Genomic DNA, 21,120 nt, shown 5'->3' on the forward strand with positions numbered 1-21,120 from the left:
CTCGGCGTCTGTGGGAGAATCGGCGTATGACGGTGATCCCTGACGACCAGCGGCCGCTCACCGAGGTGGTGGCGGAGGTCGAACGCACACACGGCCGGATCGATATCGAGCGTGACGGCCAAACCGTGGCGTCGGTTGTTTCGCCCGACTATCTGGAGTCTTTGTACGAGACGATAGAAGTCGCCTCGGATCCGGAACTGGTCGCGGCGATCGAGGAGGGCGATGCCGACATCGCCGCCGGACGAACGGTGTCGTTGGACGATGTGAAGGCGGAGCTCGGGTTGCGGTGAGCCCTCGCTACACGATCCTGCTGTCGACCGGCGCGCAGCGCGCTCTGGGAAAGATGCCGGAGAAGATCGTTCATGCCTGCGTGTCGTTTATGGACGGGCCATTGGCGAACAACCCTTATCGAGTCGGCAAACCGCTGACATCGTCATGGGAGGGGCACTATTCGGCTCGCCGAGGCGAGTGGCGGGTCATCTACACCATCGATGATCACCAGGTGGTGGTTGAAGTTGTCGCCATTAACCGGCGAGCCGACGTTTATCGGAGCCGCTAGGCCCACCCAGCACCCCATCGAGGACGCACTCCACGCGATAGCTAGGTCAAGACCTTGTCGCGTGGCGCGTCCGCCTCGGAGAGGCCGAACCGGGAGTGGAGCCGGCGCAGGGGGCGGGGCGCCCACCAGGCGAGGCGGCCCAGCGCACGCATCCCGGCCGGGAGCAGGATGCCGCGCACGAGCGTGGCGTCGAGCAGCACGGCGAGACCCGTGCCGAGGCCGAACAACTGGATGAAGCTCACCCCGCTGGTGCCGAACGCGAACAGGCTGATCGACAGCAGGAGCGCCGCCGCGGAGACGATGCGGCCCGAGTGGGACAGTCCGTCGACGACGGCATCGCGAGGACCCGCACCGCGGTCGTGAGCCTCTTTGACCCGGCTGATCACGAACACCTCGTAGTCCATCGACAGCCCGAACGCGATGCAGAACAGCAGCATCAGCATGCTCGTGTCGAGCGGCAGCGGTGTGAACCCGAGCAGTGACGACGCGAGGCCGTCCTGGAAGATCAGCGTCATCACGCCGAGCGTCGCGGACAGGCTGAGCAGGTTGAACAGCAGCGCCCGCAGTGGCTGCAGCACGCTCCCGGTGAACAGGAACAGCAGGATGAACGTGGTCACCGCGATCAGCCCGCCCGCGAACGGCAGCCGGCTGCCGATGGTGTGCTTGCTGTCGACGAGCGTGGCTGCGTCGCCGCCGATCTTGGTCTCCGCGGGAGCGGGCATCGCCCGGATCCGGGTGACGAGTTGCTGCGCGTCGTCCGCCCGCGAGTCGCCGGCCGCGACCACCGTCCAGCGCTGGGCGTCCGGCGCGGCGAAAGTGGCGTCGGCTGGGGAGACGCCGGCCTGCCGGCCTCCGACGAACTCGCCTGCGCTGGAGGAAACCCTGGTCACGCCGGGAAGTTCGGACAGGCGCGTGGCGTAGTCCGCGATCGCGGACGCATCGGGCCGGCCTTGCGCGACGATCTGGATCGCGCGGCTGTCGTCCTGCGAGAAGTGCGCGCGCAGCTCATCGCCGACGACGCGGCTCGGTGCCGAAGTGGGCAGCACGCGCTCGTCCGGGATGCCGAACCGGACGTTGAACAGTGGGACGGCCGCCACGATCAGCAGCGCCAGCACGGGCAGCGCGGTGACCACCGGCCGCCGCAGCACGCTGCCGGCGGTCCGCGCCCAGAACGGTGAGACGGTGGTCGGGGTGCGCCCCCATGGCGGCCGTCCGGCGTTGACCCGGTGGCCGAGCACCCGCAGCAGCGCCGGCAGCACCACGACCGCGCTGATCATCGCGATGACGATCACGCCGATCCCCGCGTAGGCGAACGATCGGAGGAAGTACAGGGGGAACAGCAGCAACGCGGCCAGCGCCACCGCGACGGTCGCCGCGCTGAACGCGATCGTCCGGCCCGCGGTCGCCACGGTGTGGATCACCGCGGCGCGGGTGTCCACGCCGGTCGCGAGCTCCTCGCGAAACCGGTTGACGGTGAGCAGCGCGTAGTCGATGCCGATGCCGAGCCCGAGTGCGGTCGTCAGGTTGATCGCGAACACCGACACGTCGGTGATCGAGCCGAGGACCGACAACTCGGCGAACGTGCCGAGCACCGCGATCCCGCCGACGACGAGCGGCAGCAGCGCGGCGACGAGACTGCCGAACACGACGAACAGCAGGATCGCGATGAGCGGGACGGCGATCGATTCGGCGAGCAGGAGGTCGGCGGTGACCTGGTCGTTGATGTCGCTGTTGACTTCGGTGGCCCCGCCCGCGGTGACGGTGATCGGCCCCTGGTCGCCGCGGTAGCGGTCGGCGATCGTCTTGGCCGTCTCGGCGTCGGCCGGGTGCGCCACGATCAAGGCCGCGCGGTCGTCGTCCGATTTCATCGCGGGCGCGCCGGTCTGCCAGTACGAAGCCTGCTGCGACAGCCCAGGTTCGGCCGCGAGCCGATCGACGAGCTCGGTGGCGGCCACGCGGACGGCTGGATCGTCGACGGTGCCGGTCTTCGGCTGTACCAGCAGGATGAGGCCGGGTGTGCCGCCGAAGTGCCGCTGGATGTACTCCTGTGCCTGGCTCGACTCGGCATCGGGATCGGTGAACCCCTGTGACTGGAGCTTGTCGAAGGCGGTCATGCCGAGCGCGCCGGCGCCGATCATCAGCAGGACGGCGACGGTGAGCACGGCTCGCGCGTGGTCGGCGGCGAACCGCCCGATGCGGACGAACACGACGAGTTCCCCCTAAAGTTGACGGCCGTAAACTTGGCGGGTGTTAACTTGTCATGTCATGTGTGCGGCTGTCAACATCGACCGGTGAGCTCGTCCGTGCCTGTTCGATCCGCCTACCACCACGGGGACCTGCGCAACGCGCTCATCCACGCGGCCGCCGACCTGGCTCGGGAGGGTGGGCCCCGGTCGGTGACGATCCGGGCCGCCGCCCGCGTCGTGGGAGTGACGCCAACCGCGGCCTACCGGCATTTCGCGGGGCACGAGGAGTTGCTGGACGCGGCCAAGGAGCAGGCGCTGGAGCGGATGACCGCCGCCATGAACACCGAGTTGGCCCGGCTGCCTCCTGGCGGTGACCGGGTGCGCCGGGCGCTGCGGAACCTGGCCGCGATCGGCCTGGGCTACCTGAACTTCGCGACCGCCGAGCCCGGCTTGTTCCGCACCTGTTTCGCCGGGGGGATGCCCGCCGTGTCCGCGTGGGACGCCGGGCCGTTCCGCAAGGCCATCGCGGTCGTCGATGATCTGGCCGACGCCGGTTACCTTTCCCCGGAACAGCGGCCGATGGCCGAGATGACCATCTGGGCCGCGGTGCACGGGCTGGCCATGCTGTACCTGGACGGGCCGTTGCGCGAGGCGGACGACGAAGTCAGGCTGGCGGCCATGGCACGCACCTTCGAGGTCGTGGCCGTCGGGCTCGGCGAGCGGCCGCTGCCTGCTGACCTGCGTGACGAGATCGTCGGCCTGGTCCGCGGCGGTTGACCTGGCGTTCCGGGAGGCGCGGAGCGGTTCAGCGCCGCGCGCGGCGCCGGTAATGAGCACGCGATCGGTCAAGGGTTCGAAATTCCCGGCGTGTTTCGGCCCGGTCCTCCGCGACCGTCGGGCCGGGGGGAGCTAGTGTGGGCTGGTGTCCACCGCCCGTGCCGAGCGCCTGGTCAATCTGGTGCTCGCCCTGCTCTCCACCCGGCAGTACCTGACGGCTGACCGGATTCGCGGGATCGTGCCGGGATACGCCGAGGCGGCCAGTGACGACGCGTTCTCGCGCATGTTCGAGCGGGACAAGACCGAGTTGCGGGAACTGGGGATTCCGCTGGAGATCGGCCGGAACTCGGCGTTCGACGCGACCGACGGCTACCGCATCGCCCGGCGCGACTACGAACTGGGCGACATCGAGCTGGCGCCGGACGAGGCCGCGGCGGTCGGCCTGGCCGTGCGGCTGTGGGACTCGCCCGAGCTCACCGGGCAGGCGCACGGCGCGCTGGTGAAGCTGCGTGCGGCGGGCGTGGAGGTGGACCACACGGCGCCGCCCGTGGTGGAGTCCAGGGTGCGCACCGAGCCGGCGTTCTCGCCACTGCTGGCCGCTGTGCAGAACCGGCAGGCGGTGCGGTTCGACTACCGCCGCCCGGGCTCGGCGGAGCGGATGACCCGCACGCTGGAGCCGTGGGGCGTGGTGTCGTGGCGGGCTCGCTGGTACGTCGTCGGCCACGACCGGGACCGCAGGGCTCCGCGATGCTTCCGGCTGTCCCGCGTCTTCGGCGAGGTGCGCACGCTGGGCGCACCGGGGGAGGTTCAACGCCCGGAGAACGTGAACCTGCTGGAGTTCGTCGCGGGCAGTGACCACGGGGAGTCTTCACCGGTGGCCACCGCGCGACTGTGGATCGCCCGCGACCGGGCGGCCCGGATCCGGCGGCATGCGAAGATCACCGGCCGGCTGACCGTGGACGGGGTCGAGGGCGACCTCGCGGAGATCGAGCTGTACCACCCGGAGAACGCGGCGAGCTGGATCGCCGGGCACGGCCCGGACGTGCTGGTCCTGGAGCCCGACGTGCTGGCGAAGGCGGTCCGGGAACGGCTCTACGCGCTCGCGAACTTGCGGAGGAGTGACCATGAGCTCCTCGGGTGACCGGATGCCGCGCCTGCTCGCGCTGGTGCCCTACCTGCTCGCGCGGCCCGGCATCAGGATCGACGACGCGGCCCGGGACTTCGATGTCTCGCCGCGGCAGCTGCGCCGGGACCTCGAGCTGCTGTGGATGTGCGGGCTGCCCGGCTACGGCCCCGGCGACCTGATCGACCTGTCCTTCGAGGGCGACACCGTCACGGTCACCTTCGACGCCGGGATGAACCGGCCGTTGCGCCTCACCGGTGGCGAGGCGACGGCGCTGCTGGTCGCCCTGCGCGCGCTGGCCGAGACGCCCGGTGTGCTGGACACCGACGCGGTGCACCGGGCGATCGCCAAGATCGAGGCGGCGGCCGGGCAGGCCCAGCCGTCCGGCGTGGTGGTCGGGCTCGGGGTCCGGGAGGGCGAGCAGACCGCGCGGACCCGCGCCGTCGTGCGGAAGGCGTTGCAGGACCGGCGGGCGCTGCGCATTCGGTACTACACCGCTTCGCGGGACGAGATCACCGAGCGCACCGTGGACCCGATGCGGCTGCTCATCGTGCAGGCGATGAGCTATCTCGAGGCGTGGTGCCGCCATGTGGACGGGGTCCGGCTGTTCCGGCTGGACCGGATCGACGACGTGCGGGTCCTCGACGAGGCCGCGGTGCCCCCGCCACAGGCCCGGCCCACCGACCTGTCGGACGGCGTGTTCACCGAACGGCCGGACCAGCCGGTGGCGGAGCTGGTGCTGGCCCCGGACGCCCGGTGGGTCGCCGAGTACTACCCGTGTGAAGAGGTGGCCGAGGCGCCCAGGGGCCGGCTGCGGGTGCGCATGCGCTACGGAGACGAGTCGTGGATGATCCGGCTGGTGCTGGGGCTGGGCGGGGACGCGGTCGTCGAGCAGCCCGCCGCGCTGGCGGAGGCGGTGCGCCGCCGGGCCGCCGATGCCCTGGTACGAGCGGGTCACCTTCCGTCAACCTTGGGCCAGTAGGGTTGATCGTGCGAAGCGGACCGCCGGCCGCACGCACTTTTCACGACAGACAAGGGTGATCGCGTGTCGTATCTGCCGAGCATCGTGCTCGCCGCCGTGGGTTTGTTAGTCCTGCTGGCCCTCACCGTGCGGCTGTACGTGGGCTTGCGCGGATTTCGATCGGCGGTGACCATGGTGATGGCACGAACTGGAGATCGCGCGGGACTCGTGCGCGCCCGGGCGGCGGGGGTGCGTGTCGCCATCGACCAGCGGCGACACAAGCCGGCGAACCAGTAGCATAGGCGTGAACGAGATAGGAGGCCACTCATGCTGAACGGATTGCAGCCGTGGCATTTGATCATTGTGCTGGTGGTCCTGGTCCTGCTGTTCGGCGCCAAGCGGCTGCCGGACGCCGCCCGCTCGGTGGGTAAGTCGATGAAGATCTTCAAGGCCGAGACGAAGTCCATGCAGGACTCCGCGGACGAGTCCGAGCCGGCCGAGACCAAGCAGCTGCCGTCGGCCACCGCCCAGCCGAAGGCCTCCGACCAGCAGGTCGCCGACCTGCAGCGCCAGCTCGACGAGCTGAAGAAGCAGCAGAACACGGGCACCGACCAGCCGCAGAAGCACGCCAGCTGATCCGGACGGGACATATTCGACGTGGCCGACCCCGAGAGTCGCCGGGCACGGCGGCGCAGGCGCAGCCGTCGGCATAATCCCGACGGCAGCATGACGCTCATCGAGCACATCTACGAGTTCCGGCGCCGGCTGGGCTGGGCGCTGCTGGCAATGGTCGCCGGCGGGATCCTCGGCTTCATCTGGTTCGGCACCAGGGTCGGACCGATCGAATCACTCGGTGAAATCGTCAAGGCGCCCTACTGTGGCATCCCTGCGGACCGCAGGTTCCCGTCCGACGGGACCTGCCGCCTGCTGCAGACGGTGCCGTTCGAGGCGTTCATGACCCAGCTGACGGTCGGCCTGGCCGCGGGCGCGGTGTTGACCTCGCCGTTCTGGCTGTACCAGATCTGGGCGTTCATCGCGCCGGGCCTGTACTCGAAGGAACGCAAGTACGCGATGACCTTCGTCGGGTTCGCCAGCGTGCTGTTCGCGATCGGCGCCCTGCTCGCCTACTGGCTGTTGCCGCACGCGTTGCAGCTGCTGATGAGCTTCGGTAGCGACATATTCGTCACCGGCCTGACGGCCGACAAGTACATCAGCTTCGTGCTGTCGCTGCTGGTGATCTTCGGCGCCAGCTTCGAACTGCCGCTGCTGGTGGTGATGCTCAACTTCGTCGGCGTGCTGAAGTACGAGAAGCTGAAGAGGTGGCGCCGCGGCATCATCTTCCTGCTGTTCGTCTTCGCCGCGTTCGTCACCCCCGGCCAGGACCCGTTCTCGATGGTGGGGTTGGCGGGCGCGCTGACCCTGCTGTTCGAGCTCGCGATCCAGATCGCCCGCATTCACGACCGTCGCAAGGAACGGGAGCGTACCGCGGAGGGCTGGGACAAGTTGGCCGACAACGAGGCCGCACCGTTCCAATACGAGCCGAGCACGGCCGAGGACGAAACGCCCACGTCACCGGCCAAGGCCAGTACGGACGACATCACCTGAACCGGTCGGTAGCCTGCCCGCATGCGTGGCGTCGCGGCCATATGACAACCTGGTGACGTGGCCAGTCGCCCTTCGCTATCCCCGGCCGATGCGTATCAAGCTTCGCGGCGACGGGGGAAATATCCTCAGTTGAGCTCCTTCGCGGCGGAGGCGTCCTTCGAGTTCGACGATTTCCAGGTACGCGGCTGCGAGGCGCTGGAGGACGGTCACGGTGTGCTCGTCTGCGCCCCGACCGGCGCAGGCAAGACCGTGGTCGGCGAGTTCGCCGTCCACCTCGCGCTGGCCGAAGGCCGGAAATGCTTCTACACCACGCCGATCAAGGCGTTGTCCAACCAGAAGTTCAACGATCTTGTCGAGCGCTACGGGCCCAGCGCGGTCGGCCTGCTCACCGGTGACACCGCGATCAACGGCAATGCGCAGATCGTGGTGATGACCACCGAGGTGCTGCGCAACATGCTCTACGCCGGCTCCTCGACGCTGAACGACCTGTCGTACGTCGTGATGGACGAGATCCATTACCTGGCGGACCGGTTCCGGGGCGCGGTGTGGGAAGAGGTGATCCTGCACCTGCCGGAGCATGTCCGGGTGGTCGGCCTGTCCGCCACGGTCAGCAATGCCGAGGAGTTCGGCGAGTGGCTGGTGGCCGTGCGCGGCGACACCACGGTGGTGGTCGAGGAACACCGCCCGGTGCCGCTGTGGCAGCACATGCTGGTCGGCAACCGGTTGCTGGACCTGTTCGCCGATGACGGGCAGAAGCGGATCAACCCGACGCTGCTCAGGCGGGTCGAGGAGGTCGGCCGGCTGGACATGCCGTCGGCGCTGCGCGGACCGCGCAACCGGGGTCGCCAGCAGTTCCGTGGGCCGCGGTTCCGGCCTCCGTCGCGGGTGGACGTGGTCACCAGGCTCGACCACGCCGGCCTGCTGCCCGCGATCGTGTTCATCTTCTCCCGCGCGGGCTGCGACGCGGCTGTCGGGCAGCTCGTCCGGTCCGGGCTCCGCCTGAACACCCCGGAGGAGAGCGACGAGGTCCGGCGGATCATCGCCGAACACACCGGCGACCTGCCCGAGGGCGACCTCGCGGTACTCGGCTACTGGGAATGGCGGGAGGCGCTGGAAGCCGGGGTGGCGGCGCATCATGCGGGCCTGCTGCCCGCGTTCAAGGAGACCGTCGAGGACCTGTTCGTCCGCGGCCTGGTCAAGGTGGTCTTCGCGACCGAAACCTTGGCGCTGGGCATCAACATGCCGGCCCGCACCGTCGTGCTGGAACGGCTGGTGAAGTACAACGGCGAGGCCCACGTGGACCTGACGCCGGGGGAGTACACGCAGCTCACCGGGCGCGCCGGGCGACGCGGCATCGACGTCGAAGGCCACGGCGTGGTGACCTGGCAGCCCGGCATCGACCCGCGGCAGGTGGGCGGTCTGGCCTCGACGCGGACCTACCCGCTGCGCTCGTCGTTCCGTCCCGGCTACAACATGGCGATCAACCTGGTCGGGCAGCTCGGCCACGAGCAGGCGCGGGAGATCCTGGAGCTTTCCTTCGCCCAGTTCCAGGCGGACCGGTCGGTCGTGGGCCTCGCGCGGCGGATCGAGAAGAACCGGGAGGCGTTGGACGGCTACGCCGAAGCGATCACCGGCGACTTCGACAAGATGCTGGAATACGTCGAGCTCCGAAGGAAGATCTCCGAGCGGGAGAAGGCGCTCGCCCGGCAGAACAGCGCCGCCCGCCGGGCCAGCACCGCGGACTCGCTGGAGAAGCTGCGCAAGGGGGACGTCATCGCGGTGCCCGCCGGGCGCCGGGCCGGGCTCGCCGTGGTCGTCGACCCCGGCCTGGACCCGATCCGCGAACCGCGGCCGGTGGTGGTCACCGAGGATCGATGGTCCGGGCCACTGTCGCTGTCGGACTTTCCCGGCCCGGTGGAGCCGCTCGGACGCATCCGCCTGCCCCGGCACGTCGAACTGCGCTCGCCGAAAACCCGCCGGGACATCGCGGCGAGCCTGCGCAACGCCGGGATTTCCTTGCCCTCGCGGCAGAAGCGCCGCTCCGGCGCGAACGAGGACGGCGAACTGGCGGCCCTGCGTCGTGCCCTGCGGGCGCATCCGTGTCACGGGCTGGCCGAGCGCGAAGCGAATCTGCGGTGGGTCGAGCGGTACCAGCGTCTCACCGCGGAAACCGAGCAACTGGAACGGAAGGTCGCGGCCACCACGCACTCGCTCGCCCGGGCGTTCGACCGGATCTGTGCGCTGTTGCGTGAGCGTGGTTATCTCGGCGACGGTGGCGACACCGTGACCGAGCACGGGCAGCGGCTCGCGAGGCTGTACAGCGAGTCGGATCTGCTTGCCGCCGAATGCATCCGGCACGGAGTGTGGGAGGGACTGAGTCCCGCCGAGCTCGCCGCGGTCGTGTCGACGCTGGTGTTCGAGGCACGCCGCGACTCCGCCGGGGAGCCACGGCTGCCGGCGGGCGCGGTTCCCCGCGCCTGGCAGGACACCGCGCGGCTGTGGACGGAGCTGGTCGACGACGAGCGCCGGCACCGGCTCGACCGCACGCGCGAGCCTGATGCCGGGTTCGCCTGGCCGGTTTACCGGTGGGCGCGCGGGGAGTCCCTGGAACGGGTGCTGACCTCCGCCGAGGCCAACGGACAGGAACTGTCGGCGGGAGACTTCGTGCGGTGGTCCCGGCAGGTGATCGACCTCCTCGACCAGATCCGTACGGTGCTGGGCCGGTCCGAACCGGTCGGCGAGGCGGCCGCGCGAGCGGTGAAAGCACTTCGCCGTGGCGTGGTGGCCGCGGGCGCGGAGTAGCGCGGAGGGGTACTTTCGCTCGGACTGGTGAGAACCTTTCCGGTGTGACGCATCCTGTGGTTGGATCGCGCAGGAGGCCGAGCGCGGATTGGAGTTGTGATGAGCACGCCCTACGGCGGCAACGACCCACAGCAGTGGGGGCAGGCGTCCGCCCCCGGTCCGGCCTCCGGCGGACTCCCCGCCCAGGGATACCCCGGCCAGGCCGGCTACGGACAGCAGTATCCCCAGTATGGGCAGCAGCAGCCGCCGCAGTATGGGCAGCAGCCGCAACCCCAGTACGGACAACAGCCGGATTACGGGCAGCCTCCGTACGGTCAACCCCAGTACGGGCAGCAATATCCGCAGCAGCAGTACGGGCAGCAGCCGGGTCAGTACGGCGCGCCGCCCGTTCCCCGCGCGCGCAAGAAGGCCGGCAAGACCGTCTGGATCGTGATCAGCGCGGTCGTCGTGGTGGCGGCCGCGGTGGGCGTGACAGGCTTCTGGAAGCCCGGCTTCTTCGTCACCACGGTGCTCGATCAGACCGCGGTGCAGAACGGGGTCCGGACCGTTCTCACGGGCCAGCCGCCCAACGGGTATGGCCAGTCGGTGAGCACGGTGTCCTGCCCGGCGAAGCAACCGGTCGAGGCGGGCATCAAGTTCGACTGCTCGGTGACCGTCGACGGCGACCAGAAGACGGTCACGATCACCGTGAAAGACACCGACGGCAACTACGAGGTCGGCCAGCCGCACTAACAGCCAGTGGTTTGCGTGGCGGTGCGGGTAGCGGAGCAAGCTGACCGCCCACCGCAGGTGGCCTCGCTGCTTATGAGACAAAACACGGCTCGGCGGCGGGAAATTCGGTGGCCGGGAGCGGGTTTCTCGGCGACTATCGTCAGGTGACCAGTCCTGACTCATGTCGCGGCAGTCAAGGTGACTACCACGCGCGCCTGTCTCCGCTATCGGGGCGGCGGGGCGCCCTTGTTGAGCAGGTGACTCGATCTCGGATGGAGCGCCCTGTCGACACGATCGCGGTCGCGCGCAAACTCGCGGAGGAGCAAGCGTGAGCGACTACTCTGTACGGTTTCTGCGACCCGACGAGCACCGCGCCGCGAGCGACCTTTTCCGCGCCACGTTGCACGTCGCGGCCCCGAGCGACGATGAGTGGGAGCGCTCGCAGCACGCCTACCAGCCCGGCCGGACGCTGGGTGTCTTCGACACGGGGCTGATCGGGACGGCACGGTCGATCGACGCCGAGCTGACCGTCCCCGGCGGGAAACGCGTGCCGGTGGCCGCGGTCACCGGCGTCGGCGTGCGCGCGGACCGGACGCGCCGCGGTGTGCTGACCGCGATGATGGGCACTCAGTTGCGGGATCTGGCGGCGCGGGGTGTTCCCCTGGCCGCGCTCTACGCCACCGAAGGTGCCATCTACGGCCGCTACGGTTACGGTCCCGCGACACGTACCCGCGGCTACCGGGTCGACCGGCGGCGTGCGGTGCTGCGGGACGAGGTACCGGCGGGTGGAGAGATCGAACTTCTTACGTTGGAGCCGGCCCTCGAGCGGCTGCCCGGGATCTACGCGGCCCTGCCGCATACCGCGCCGGGCATGATGACCCGTCCCCCATACTGGTGGCCGGGTTTCGAACGGCACGCGCGCAGGTCGACGACGCCGATCAGCACCGCCGTCCACCACGGACCGGACGGGCCGGATGGGTTCGTGGTCTACACGGTCGTCCGCTCCCACTCGGAAGATCCGGACACGTTGGACGTCCTGAGCCTGCACAGCGCGAGCTCCGAGGCGTTCGCCGGCCTGTGGCGGTTCCTGCTCGGCGTGGACTTGGTCGACACCATTTCGGCGGCGGACCGGCCACTCGACGAGCCCACCGAGTTGCTGTTCACCGATCCCACCAGATGCCGGCCGGCCGCCGGTCACGACCATTCGACGTGGCTGCGCCTGGTGGACGTTGAGGCGGCGCTCGCCGCCCGCGAGTACCAGGGGGACCCGGTGGTGATCGAGGTCTCCGATCCGGTGCTGGAGGCCAATTCCGGCCGCTATCGCGTCTCACCGGAGGGCGTTGTCCCCACCGGTGAACCCGCTGGGCTCCGCCTCGGGGTGGACGCGCTCGCCATGCTGTACCTGGGCACCTGGCGGGCTTCCGCGCTCGCCGGCACCGGACTGGTTCAGCCGGTCGAGCCGAAGGCCGTTGCCGCAGCCGACGAATTGTTCCGTACCGACGTTTCCGCCTGGTGCGGGACATTCTTCTGAAGCTTTGTGAGGTCACAGATGACTGATTTCGTGGTGCGCCCGGCCGTTGAGGGTGAGCAGCGAGGCCTGTTCGAAGTGCTGGGCCGTTCGCTGCATGCGCCGCCGGTGGACGACGAGCGCTGGGAGAAGCGGAGCGCGGGCTGGCCCGCGGACCGCAAGGTGGGCGCCTTCGCCGACAAGCAGCCGATCGGCGTGGCCAGCTCCGTGGGTACGGCGATGACGGTGCCGGGCGGCAACGTCGTGCCGGCCGCGGCGGTCGACGGGGTCGGTGTCCGCGCCGACCATACCCGCCGGGGTGTGCTCACCGCGATGATGCGGGAACAACTCGGCGATCTCCAGGCCCGGGGCGAGGTGCTCGCGGCGCTGCACGCCAGTGAAACCACCATCTACGGCCGGTTCGGTTACGGCATCGGCACGCGAAGCCAGGAGGTGCGCATTTCCCCGCGCCAGGCCCGGCTCCGGGACGGCGCGCCCGCCGGCGGGCAGGTGCGGCTGATCTCCTCCAGCGAGGCAATCGAGCTGCTTCCCGAGTTGTACCGGCGAATCGGGCTCGGGCGCCCGGGCATGATCGAACGGCCGCAGCGCTGGTGGAGTTCCCAAACCCACCGGATGAAGGACCTCGTCGTCGCCGTGCACACCGGCCCGGACGGTGACGACGGCTTTGTGGCGTATCAGCCCCAGGATCGCGTCATGAAGCCACCGGAGATGAGAATCGCGCTGGCGGTGCACAACCTGCATGGCGCGAATACCGCGGCGGTGGCTGGATTGTGGCGATTCCTGCTGAAGATCGACCTGGTCGGGGAGATCCTCGCGTTCGGACGTCCGCTGGACGAGCCCCTCGTACCGATGCTGGTGGATACTCGGGCCTGGCGGGTGACCGACGTGAGCGACGAGCTGTGGGTGCGTCTGGTCGACGTCCCGGCCGCACTCGCTGCCCGCTCCTACCGCGACGGCGACCCCGTGGTGATCGAGGTGCGAGATCCGTTCCTGCCCGCCAATTCCGGCTGCTACCGGATCGGCCCGGACGGCGCCGGCCGCACCGACGAGCTGCCGCAACTGCGGCTCGACGTGGATGTCCTCGCCATGCTGTATCTGGGGGAGTGGCAGGCCACCACACTGGCGGCGGCCGGCCGGATCGAGGCGCTGCAAGCGGACGCACCGGAGCGCGCCGACGAACTCCTTCGCACACCTACGCGCCCCTGGTGCGGCACCGGGTTCTAGGAGCGCGAGTCCCACACTCCCGTACCGCGAGTCCCACATTCCGGTCGTTCGGAATGTAGAACTCGCATGACGGGAACGTGGGACTCGCGCGTTCCGAACGTGGGACTTGCGGGTCTCGGGGTCAGGCGTCGCGGAGGGCGTCGCGGAGGCGTACCCTAGCGCCGCTGCGCAGCACGGCGTTGCGGTAGATCCGGCCGGAAAGCCAGATCAGGGCGGGGATGAGCGCCATGACGAGGACGACGGAAAGGACCGCCTCCCACACCGGCACGCCGCCGATGCCCAGGCGCATCGGCATCAGGGTCGGCGCGAACATCGGAATCAACGACAGCACCTCGACCAGTGGGCTGCCCGGGTCCGACGGCAGGACCGAGATCCCGATGACGTAACCGACGATGACGAACATCAGCGCCGGGGTGACGACCCCACCGACGTCCTCCTGCCGCGAGACCAGCGCGCCCAGTGCGGCGAAAACGATGGAATACATCAAAAAGCCCAGCAGGTACCACACGATCAGCCAGATCACCGTGCCCGCCGCCGCGCTGATGGAGATCGTCAGCACGCCGGTGAGCCGGCCGGCCACCACGCCGACCACCCCGACCAGGGCCATCTGCAGCAGGCCGACCGCGCCGATGCCGAGCACCTTGCCCGCCATCAGCTGCCACGGCCGGATGGCGGACAACAGCAGCTCCACCACGCGGCTGGTCTTTTCCTCGACCACGCCCTGCGCCACGGCCTGGCCGTTCAACATCAGCGAAAGGTAGATCAGGATACCGGCGATGATGCCGAGCGCCAGCTGCTGCGGGTCGTACTCGTGGGGCTTTTCCAGCGGCACCACGTCGACGGCGGCCGTGGCCACTTCGGACTCGATGCGCACGGGATCGCCACCGAGGCTGAGGATCTGCTGGTCGAGGGCGTATCGCTTGATGACCTCGTTGAGCGTGTTGCGCAGGGTCGGGTCGGCGTCCTGCTTGACGACGACCTGGAACGAGTCCTGGGGCGAGCCGCTGCTGGATGCGCCGTCCTTGACGGTCAGCAGGGCGTCGAGTGCGCCGTCGCCGACCTGCTTACGGCCGGCCGCGTCGTCGGGAACCTCGGTGAGGGTCAGGTCCTTGCCGATCGCCTTCGCCCCGGCCTGCCACGACACGGCGAGTGCCTTGGCCGGACCCACGTAGCCGATCGTGGTGGTGGACGTGCTGCCGCTGATGAGCTTCATCACGACGGTGAAGCCGACGATCAGGATGAGCAGCACGAGCGTGCTGATGCGGTACGCCTTCGACTTTAGCCGGACGCTGACCTCGCGCGAGGCGACCAGGTTGATCGCCGACCACGATCCCATGTGGACATTCACGCCGCGGCCCCTTTCGCCTGCTGCGCCGCGTCTTCGTGGTCCGCGGTGACCACGTTGCGGAAGAGTTCGGTCAGGGACGGCCGCCGTCGCGCGAACTCGTGCACGGGGCCGGTCGCCAGCGCCGCCTTGAGCACCGTCTGGTCGTCGGCACCTTCGCCGAGCGCCAGTTCGGTCCGGCCGCCGGCGTGCCCGAGCACGGTCACGCCGGGCAGGTCGTCGGCCCAGCCGTCGGGCGCCTGCGGGGCGTCCACGAGCAGCCGTTCCGGGCCGCCGCCGCGGAGCTCGCCCACCGTCCCGCAGGTCACCATGCGTCCTTTTTGGACGATGCCGACCCGGTCGCACAGGCGCTCCACCAGATCCAGCTGGTGGCTGGAGAACACGACCGGCACGCCTTCGGCCGCCTTGGCCCGCAGCACCTGGCTCATCACATCGACCGCGACCGGGTCCAGCCCGGAGAACGGTTCGTCGAGGACCAGGATCTTCGGGTCGTGCACCAGCGCGGCGGCGAGCTGGACCCGTTGCTGGTTGCCCAGGCTGAGTTTCTGCACCTCGTCGTCCAGGCGGGCGGCGATACCAAGCCGTTCGGTCCACACGGTCGCCGCACGTCGCGCCTCGGCGGCCGGCAAGCCGTGTAGGCGGGCCAAGTAGGTCAGCTGCTCGCCGACCTTCATCTTCGGGTAGAGGCCGCGCTCCTCGGGCATGTATCCGATGGTCCGCCTGGTTTCCGCAGTGATCGGGCTGCCGTCCCAGCGGACCTCGCCGGAATCGCTCGCGAGCACCCCCAGCACGATGCGCATCGCCGTGGTCTTGCCGGCGCCGTTGCTGCCGACGAACCCGAACAACTCCCCGGCGCGAACGTCGAAGCTCATGTCGCGCAACGCCGTTACCTTGCCATATATCTTGGAGATCGCGTCGATCTCCAAGCTTCGGTCGGCCACCGTCGTCCCCTCCCCGTTGGCGAAAGTGTGATTTCGCCGGGCGAATGCCCAGCGGGTGGCGCAAGTCTAGCCAGCGTTTCCGCAGGGGAGGACGGTCGGGGACTGCGACCTCCGGCCGGCGCTGCTAGCGTCAAGCTGACTGCTTCAGGCCGGTAAAGGCGAGAACCGGACGAGGAGAAAAGAGCTGAACCAATGTTCGCGGTCGAGGGAGAGGAGGGCGAAACGCATGGAGCATCATGCAGTGGTGCCGATCGCCTCCGTTGCCGGTGAACTGCTCGACCAGGCCCGCGAGCAGCATTCCCGCCGCGCGGCGAGGACGCTTGCCTCCACCACCTCGATCCGCGCGACGGTGATCGCGCTGGCCTCCGGCGCAGTCATGGCCGACCACGACGCACCACCCGCGGCGACCCTGCAGGTGATCACCGGACGCGTCCGCCTGCACACGGCGGACCACGAATGGACGCTCGACGCCGGCGAACTGGTACCGATTCCCCCGCAACGACATGGCCTCGACGCGCTCGAGGACAGCGCGGTGCTCCTCACCGTCGCGTTGCGGTGACGCGGAAATCAGCCCAGAGCGAGCGGGAAGCGCTGCCCGGTCACCTGTTCCGTGTCGACGCACAGGACCTGGTCTCCTCCCCCGGACGCCCACGGGCGGTGAGCCGGGTCGCACAGCATGACCAGTTCGTCGATGTCGACCACCTGACGGGCCTTGCCGATCACGACCACGCTCCAGCCGGAGCGCGCGGTGCTGTCGATGTTGTCGACTTCGAACGCGACAACGGCCCGGTCCAGGCGCGGTATCCGGGGTGAACGGCCGATGCGCAGCGCGATTTCGCCGTTGAACAGGCTGTAGTTGACCAAGCGGATCGCCGGCAGGGCTTGCTCGGTGAACACCAACCGGCCGACCGACTGAGTGCGCAGCAGTTCGAAGCACTCTTTGAAGTCGAGCGTGTGCAGTTCGTTCCGCGGATCCATGTCACTTTCCTGTCACCCCGGCCTGTGTGTCCCCGACGATCCGCGAGAACCGGGGGGTGAGGGAAGGGCACTTGGTCACTTTTCGTGAAGGTGACCGCGGTTTCCTTCGGCGGTCGTCGCTGCCAGTGAACGGCCACCGACGGCGATGGCAGCGGCGACGGCGGCGAGCAGCACGGCCAGCCCGCTCAACCCCGCCCCCAGGGAAAGCCCGGTGGCCAGCGCGCCGACCAGCAGCGGGCCGCCCGCATCGCCGAGTTCGCGGCCCACCTCGGCCGCGCCCATCGTCTGGCCCAGCCGTTCTCGCGGGGTGTTGGCGGCGAGCAGCGCGAAACCCAGCGGGGTGACGATGCCGGTGCCGGTGCCGACGACGACCGCCGCGGCCAGCATTCCCGGCAAGCCGGGCAGCAGCGCCGCCGCGCCCATGCCCATCGCGGCGAGGCCCAGTCCGGTCACCATTCCGGCGGTGTCGGTCAGGTGCCCGGCGTCGCGGGCGCGACCGGCCCACGGCTGCACCAGCGCGGCACAAGCGGCCAGCACCGACACCGCCGCACCGGTGACCAGAGGGCTGAGCCCGCTCGCCGCGCCCGACACGGGAAGGAACCCGACGCCGACGGCGAGCGCGGCGGTGGTCGCGGCCAGCGCCGCCGTGGGCCTGAGGAAGGTGCCCTGGCCGAGGCGTCGCGCCAGCCCGAGCACGGTCTGGCGGGTGCGGGGCAGTGGGGGCACGGCCGGCACCTTTGCCAGGGCCCAGCCGGCGGTGACCAGCGCCGCCACCGCGAGCGTGCCGAACAGCAGGGAAAACCCGCCGGCGATGATCAGGACGCCACCGAGTAGCGGGCCGAGCGTGTACCCCAGCCCCTTCCACGCCCCGTACCCGCCGAACGCCCGGCCTTGGCCGGTGCGGGGGGACAGCCGGGCGACCAGGGCACCGGCCGCGGGCGAGAACGCCGCCGCGGCGGCTCCCTGGCCCAGCCGGGCCAGGCCCACGAGTGCCGGATTGCCGGCCGCGACGAAGCCCGCCGACGCGGCGGCGAACGCGAGCAGTCCGCCCAGCAGCACCGGACGTGGCCCGACCCGGTCGGCCAGGGTGCCGAAGACGGGTTTGAGCAGCACTTCGGCACCGTCGTACACCGCCAGCAGCAGGCCCAGCGTGAGCAGTGAAGCGTGCTCGGAGTGAAGGTAGCCGCCGAGCCCGGCGGCGATGCTGTGCGCGCCGAAGGCGGTGACGAACCCGGCCGCGTAAAGCGGCAGGAACTGATGCCGTGGCGCCGGAGTTGTCACGCGGACGAATGTATCAACCGTTACATCAGCGCAAGCAACCGGCCGGCCTCAACTCCCCGCCGTCATGGTCGTGGCCGGCGCGCTGTTCCCCGGCGACGTGGGGGTCTGGCCCAGCGGGGTCAGCGTGGCGTCGCTGACCGTGCCGTTGCCGTCCATGGTCAGCTTGACCGGGTTCCGGACGCCGAGCAGGTTGCCACAGCGGAGTTCGGTGAACGACCCGTTCGCGCGCATGGCCAGGAAGGTGAACAGGTTGGTGGCCATGTTCGGGTCCACCGACGGGGCGCCCACGAAGATCGCCTGGTCGTCGAACACCCGCTGGATGCCGGCCGGGTCGCCGAACATGTTCCGGCAGTACGTCGCCCCGTCCCCGTCGTCGCCACCACCGCCGATCGTGCCTTGGTTCACGCCCGTGCGGAACAGGTTCGTCTTGTCCGCATCGGGCCTGTTTCCGTTCAGGGTCATCGGGTTGTTCAGCGGCAGCAGGGCGATCGGTGCCCGCTGGCCGGCCATGGCGGAGAGCTCGTCCAGTGGCAGCGCGGCGGAGGGCTCCCCGTCGCTGGACTGGTTCGGCAGCGTCCACGGGGCGCAGCCCAGCGCCGGGTCGATGAACGCGGTCAACAGGAGGTTGTCGCTGCCGTTGGCCAGGTCGGCGAACTTCGGTGCCATCGTCCTCGTGCGCCGGTCCGGGTTCTGCAAGGCGGCTCTGCCGGCCTTGTTGTTCTGCGCGATCTGCCCGTCGCCGGTGGCGATGTAGTGGGTCACCACGTTGTCGCTCTGATCCTGGTCCACCACGGAGAAGTCCCGCGTGGTCGGGCACGGCTTGCCGTCCTTGGCCACACCCAGCGGCGGCACCTTCAGCGTGCCGTCCTGCACCCGCTGGTTGGCCTGGCCGAAGAAGGCCATCGCGTTGCAGTAGGCGAACTGGCCGAAGATCGACTTGTGCGCGCCGTTGACGCAGTTGCCCTGCCGAACGGCCCACCGCAAGCGGCTCCGCCGCTTTGAAACACCACTAGCTGGTTGTGTCAATGGCTACGAACGCGACGGGGACCAACGTGGTTCGGACAACTACCGTTAGTGCGCCGTGGTCGCACTTTCGGTGTGGCAGCCGCGTCGGGACGAACCGCGGAAATTCAGTTCGACCGGCCGCGCACCCGGAGGCCGTCGAAGGCGACGGTGGCGACGATGTCGGCGAGTTCGGCCGCGCCGGTGCCCCCGCGTGGCCGATACCATTCGACCAGCGAGTTGATCATGCCGAAGAGCAGGCGCGCGGCGGTCGGCGGGTCGATGTCGGCCCGCAGGTCTCCTTCGGCTGCGGCCTGGGCCACCAGGTCGCCGACGATGTGGTCGAACTCGCGGCGGCGGTCGAGCGCGTCCCGCTCGACTTGGGTGTTTCCCCGTACCCGCAACAACAACGTGACGAACGGCAACTGCTCCGCGAGCACCGCGACGCTGCCCCGAACCAGATGTTCGAGCCGGTCGACGGCGCGGCCGGAGACCGCGCCGAGCTTGTCCACTTCGGCGAAAAGCCCGTCCAGCGCGCGATTGACCGCCAGCCGCAGCAGTTCCTGCTTACCCGACACGTGGTGGTAGATCGCGGACTTGGTGATGCCTAGCTTGCGGGACAGGTCCTCCATGCTCGTCCCGTCGTAGCCGCGCCGGTTGAACTCCTCGACGGCGACCGCGAGCAACGTTTCCAGGTCGTAACCGGGTCTGCCCCGCCGGACAGCCCGGGTACCCGGTGCGCCGGTCATGGTTCCATGGGCCGCTCGTCGATCACCCGGCGCAGCTTGCCGAGCGAGCGTTCCAGCGTGTCCGGGTCGAGCACCTCGACCCCGACGGTGACGCCGACGCCGTCCTTGACGCGGGCGGCGATCTCGACCGCGGCGCCGGCCCGGCGGTCCGCCGGCGTGTCGGCACGGGCTTCGACCAGCACGGTGAGCTGGTCCATGCGGTTGGCTCGGGTCAGCCGGAGCTGGAAGTGCGGGGCGAGCCCGCCGGTGGCGAGCACGATCTCCTCGATCTGGGTGGGGAAGACGTTCACGCCGCGCAGGATGATCATGTCGTCGCTGCGGCCGGTTACCTTGTCCATGCGCCGGAACGCCGACCGGGCGGTGCCGGGCCGCAGCGCGGTCAGGTCGCGGGTGCGGTAGCGGATGATCGGCATGGCCTGCTTGGTGAGCGAGGTGAACACCAGTTCGCCGGTCTCGCCCTCGGGCAGGACGTCCTCGTCGATCGGATCGATCACCTCCGGGTAGAAATGGTCCTCCCAGACGTGCAGCCCGTCCTTGGTTTCCACGCACTCCTGCGCCACCCCGGGACCCATCACTTCGGACAGTCCGTAGATGTCGACCGCGTCGATGTCCAGCCGGTCCTCGATTTCGGCGCGCATCCCCTCGGTCCACGGCTCGGCGCCGAAGATGCCCACCCGCAGTGAGCTGGTGCGCGGGTCGATGCCCTGCCGCTCGAACTCGTCGAGCATGGTGAGCAGGTAGGTGGGAGTGACCATGATGATCTCGGGCCGGAAGTCGGTGATGAGCTGCACCTGCCGCGCGGTCATCCCGCCCGAGGCCGGAATCACCGTACAGCCCAGTTTTTCCGCACCGTAGTGGGCGCCGAGTCCCCCGGTGAACAACCCGTACCCGTAGGCGACGTGCACCTTCTGGCCCGGCCTGCCGCCCGCGGCGTAGATCGACCGGGCCATCACGCTCGCCCAGGTGTCGAGATCGCCTTCGGTGTAGCCGACGACGGTGGGTCTGCCCGTGGTCCCGCTGGAGGCGTGGATGCGGCGCAGCCGCTCCTGCGGCACCGCGAACATGCCGAACGGGTAGCCCTCGCGCAGATCGGCCTTGGTGGTGAAGGGAAACTTCGCCAGGTCGGCCAGTTCCCGGCAGTCGTGCGGGTGCACTCCGGCCTCGTCGAACTTGCGGCGATAGGCCGGCACGTTCTCGTAGGCGTGCCGCAGTGTCCATTGCAGACGTTCCAGTTGGACGGAGCGCAGCTCGTCCACGCTCATCCGCTCGGGCGCGGTCAACTCGTCGCCGGCCGGGGCCGGGCCGCGTCGCTTCGACCGGGGCACCTCGTTGTGCGTGGTGGTCATCT

Annotated in this window: 21 protein-coding genes; 13 read left to right on the forward strand and 8 right to left on the reverse strand. The window is 69.6% G+C overall.

Annotated features, from left to right (window positions below; translation table 11 throughout):
- Window positions 1-26 precede the first annotated feature (26 nt).
- Window positions 27-290 (forward strand): type II toxin-antitoxin system Phd/YefM family antitoxin, encoded by a 264-nt coding sequence (locus tag A3CU_RS0107535; RefSeq protein ID WP_027941780.1) that lies wholly within the window; start codon window positions 27-29, stop codon window positions 288-290.
- Window positions 287-559: a type II toxin-antitoxin system RelE family toxin gene (locus A3CU_RS0107540; protein WP_043840747.1), complete on the forward strand. Its 273-nt coding sequence runs from the start codon at window positions 287-289 to the stop codon at window positions 557-559. The genes A3CU_RS0107535 and A3CU_RS0107540 overlap by 4 nt, the downstream gene beginning before the upstream one ends.
- A 41-nt stretch (window positions 560-600) precedes the next feature.
- Here A3CU_RS0107540 and A3CU_RS0107545 read toward each other — a convergent pair whose 3' ends face one another.
- A complete protein-coding gene (locus A3CU_RS0107545; RefSeq protein ID WP_052371526.1) occupies window positions 601-2,766 on the reverse strand; it encodes an MMPL family transporter in 2,166 nt (721 codons plus the stop codon).
- A gap of 84 nt (window positions 2,767-2,850) precedes the next feature.
- Here A3CU_RS0107545 and A3CU_RS43780 point away from each other — a divergent pair, with 84 nt between their 5' ends.
- The 10 genes from A3CU_RS43780 to A3CU_RS0107595 all read left to right on the forward strand — a co-directional run bounded on the left by A3CU_RS43780 (window position 2,851) and on the right by A3CU_RS0107595 (window position 13,476).
- On the forward strand, window positions 2,851-3,522 hold the full coding sequence (locus A3CU_RS43780) for a TetR/AcrR family transcriptional regulator (protein ID WP_043840748.1): 672 nt from the start codon (window positions 2,851-2,853) through the stop codon (window positions 3,520-3,522).
- Between the two features lie 145 nt (window positions 3,523-3,667).
- Entirely contained in the window at window positions 3,668-4,663 is a 996-nt protein-coding gene (locus A3CU_RS0107555; RefSeq protein ID WP_027941783.1) for a helix-turn-helix transcriptional regulator, read from the forward strand.
- On the forward strand, window positions 4,647-5,627 hold the full coding sequence (locus A3CU_RS0107560; protein ID WP_027941784.1) for a helix-turn-helix transcriptional regulator: 981 nt from the start codon (window positions 4,647-4,649) through the stop codon (window positions 5,625-5,627). Before A3CU_RS0107555 ends, A3CU_RS0107560 begins: the two co-directional genes overlap by 17 nt.
- A 63-nt stretch (window positions 5,628-5,690) precedes the next feature.
- Window positions 5,691-5,903 (forward strand): bacteriophage holin, encoded by a 213-nt coding sequence (locus A3CU_RS0107565; RefSeq protein ID WP_027941785.1) that lies wholly within the window; start codon window positions 5,691-5,693, stop codon window positions 5,901-5,903.
- Between the two features lie 30 nt (window positions 5,904-5,933).
- Window positions 5,934-6,242 carry a Sec-independent protein translocase subunit TatA gene (gene tatA, locus A3CU_RS0107570; protein WP_027941786.1) on the forward strand — a complete coding sequence of 103 codons (309 nt, stop codon included), beginning with the start codon at window positions 5,934-5,936 and terminating at the stop codon, window positions 6,240-6,242.
- 12 nt (window positions 6,243-6,254) lie between these two features.
- Window positions 6,255-7,211 carry a twin-arginine translocase subunit TatC gene (tatC, locus tag A3CU_RS0107575; RefSeq protein ID WP_027941787.1) on the forward strand — a complete coding sequence of 319 codons (957 nt, stop codon included), beginning with the start codon at window positions 6,255-6,257 and terminating at the stop codon, window positions 7,209-7,211.
- 57 nt (window positions 7,212-7,268) lie between these two features.
- A complete protein-coding gene (locus A3CU_RS0107580; RefSeq protein WP_027941788.1) occupies window positions 7,269-10,013 on the forward strand; it encodes a DEAD/DEAH box helicase in 2,745 nt (914 codons plus the stop codon).
- A 99-nt stretch (window positions 10,014-10,112) separates the two neighbouring features.
- Window positions 10,113-10,745, forward strand: coding sequence for a DUF4333 domain-containing protein (locus A3CU_RS0107585; RefSeq protein ID WP_027941789.1), 633 nt, complete (start codon window positions 10,113-10,115; stop codon window positions 10,743-10,745).
- Between the two features lie 307 nt (window positions 10,746-11,052).
- The gene (locus A3CU_RS0107590) at window positions 11,053-12,255 is read left to right on the forward strand and encodes a GNAT family N-acetyltransferase (protein ID WP_027941790.1); all 1,203 of its coding nucleotides are present in this window, start codon (window positions 11,053-11,055) and stop codon (window positions 12,253-12,255) included.
- An 18-nt stretch (window positions 12,256-12,273) separates the two neighbouring features.
- Window positions 12,274-13,476 (forward strand): GNAT family N-acetyltransferase, encoded by a 1,203-nt coding sequence (locus A3CU_RS0107595; protein WP_027941791.1) that lies wholly within the window; start codon window positions 12,274-12,276, stop codon window positions 13,474-13,476.
- Between the two features lie 121 nt (window positions 13,477-13,597).
- On the opposite strand, the gene A3CU_RS0107600 is transcribed toward A3CU_RS0107595, so the two are convergent.
- Together A3CU_RS0107600 and A3CU_RS0107605 are read right to left on the reverse strand one after the other, a co-directional pair.
- Window positions 13,598-14,812 carry an ABC transporter permease gene (locus tag A3CU_RS0107600; RefSeq protein WP_027941792.1) on the reverse strand — a complete coding sequence of 405 codons (1,215 nt, stop codon included), beginning with the start codon at window positions 14,810-14,812 and terminating at the stop codon, window positions 13,598-13,600.
- 8 nt (window positions 14,813-14,820) lie between these two features.
- Window positions 14,821-15,762, reverse strand: coding sequence for an ABC transporter ATP-binding protein (locus tag A3CU_RS0107605; protein ID WP_027941793.1), 942 nt, complete (start codon window positions 15,760-15,762; stop codon window positions 14,821-14,823).
- Between the two features lie 226 nt (window positions 15,763-15,988).
- Between A3CU_RS0107605 and A3CU_RS0107610 the strand changes: the two genes are divergently transcribed.
- Window positions 15,989-16,321 (forward strand): cupin domain-containing protein, encoded by a 333-nt coding sequence (locus tag A3CU_RS0107610; protein ID WP_027941794.1) that lies wholly within the window; start codon window positions 15,989-15,991, stop codon window positions 16,319-16,321.
- An 8-nt stretch (window positions 16,322-16,329) separates the two neighbouring features.
- Here A3CU_RS0107610 and A3CU_RS0107615 read toward each other — a convergent pair whose 3' ends face one another.
- From A3CU_RS0107615 to paaK, 5 genes are all read right to left on the reverse strand, one after another.
- Complete coding sequence (locus A3CU_RS0107615; RefSeq protein ID WP_027941795.1) at window positions 16,330-16,740, reverse strand: pyridoxamine 5'-phosphate oxidase family protein; 411 nt, start codon at window positions 16,738-16,740, stop codon at window positions 16,330-16,332.
- Window positions 16,741-16,815: 75 nt separating this feature from the next.
- Entirely contained in the window at window positions 16,816-18,021 is a 1,206-nt protein-coding gene (locus tag A3CU_RS43785; RefSeq protein WP_052371527.1) for an MFS transporter, read from the reverse strand.
- Window positions 18,022-18,069: 48 nt separating this feature from the next.
- Entirely contained in the window at window positions 18,070-19,005 is a 936-nt protein-coding gene (locus A3CU_RS43790) for a hypothetical protein (protein WP_052371528.1), read from the reverse strand.
- 146 nt (window positions 19,006-19,151) lie between these two features.
- Window positions 19,152-19,772, reverse strand: a complete 621-nt coding sequence (locus A3CU_RS0107630; RefSeq protein WP_027941796.1) for a TetR/AcrR family transcriptional regulator — start codon at window positions 19,770-19,772, stop codon at window positions 19,152-19,154.
- Window positions 19,769-21,118 carry a phenylacetate--CoA ligase PaaK gene (gene paaK / locus A3CU_RS0107635; protein ID WP_027941797.1) on the reverse strand — a complete coding sequence of 450 codons (1,350 nt, stop codon included), beginning with the start codon at window positions 21,116-21,118 and terminating at the stop codon, window positions 19,769-19,771. Before paaK ends, A3CU_RS0107630 begins: the two co-directional genes overlap by 4 nt.
- Window positions 21,119-21,120: the final 2 nt, after the last annotated feature.

Origin of the sequence: Amycolatopsis taiwanensis DSM 45107, assembly GCF_000519205.1 — a bacterium.
Lineage (GTDB): Bacteria > Actinomycetota > Actinomycetes > Mycobacteriales > Pseudonocardiaceae > Amycolatopsis_E > Amycolatopsis_E taiwanensis.

Coding starts and splice junctions, on each gene's coding strand:
- A3CU_RS0107630 (WP_027941796.1), bottom strand. CDS start 19,772: ATGACCGGCGCACCGGGTACCCGGGCTGTCCGGCGGGGCAGACCCGGT.
- A3CU_RS0107615 (WP_027941795.1), bottom strand. CDS start 16,740: ATGGATCCGCGGAACGAACTGCACACGCTCGACTTCAAAGAGTGCTTC.
- A3CU_RS0107595 (WP_027941791.1), top strand. CDS start 12,274: ATGACTGATTTCGTGGTGCGCCCGGCCGTTGAGGGTGAGCAGCGAGGC.
- A3CU_RS0107535 (WP_027941780.1), top strand. CDS start 27: ATGACGGTGATCCCTGACGACCAGCGGCCGCTCACCGAGGTGGTGGCG.
- A3CU_RS0107560 (WP_027941784.1), top strand. CDS start 4,647: ATGAGCTCCTCGGGTGACCGGATGCCGCGCCTGCTCGCGCTGGTGCCC.
- paaK (WP_027941797.1), bottom strand. CDS start 21,118: ATGACCACCACGCACAACGAGGTGCCCCGGTCGAAGCGACGCGGCCCG.
- A3CU_RS0107600 (WP_027941792.1), bottom strand. CDS start 14,812: ATGGGATCGTGGTCGGCGATCAACCTGGTCGCCTCGCGCGAGGTCAGC.
- A3CU_RS0107585 (WP_027941789.1), top strand. CDS start 10,113: ATGAGCACGCCCTACGGCGGCAACGACCCACAGCAGTGGGGGCAGGCG.
- tatA (WP_027941786.1), top strand. CDS start 5,934: ATGCTGAACGGATTGCAGCCGTGGCATTTGATCATTGTGCTGGTGGTC.
- A3CU_RS0107610 (WP_027941794.1), top strand. CDS start 15,989: ATGGAGCATCATGCAGTGGTGCCGATCGCCTCCGTTGCCGGTGAACTG.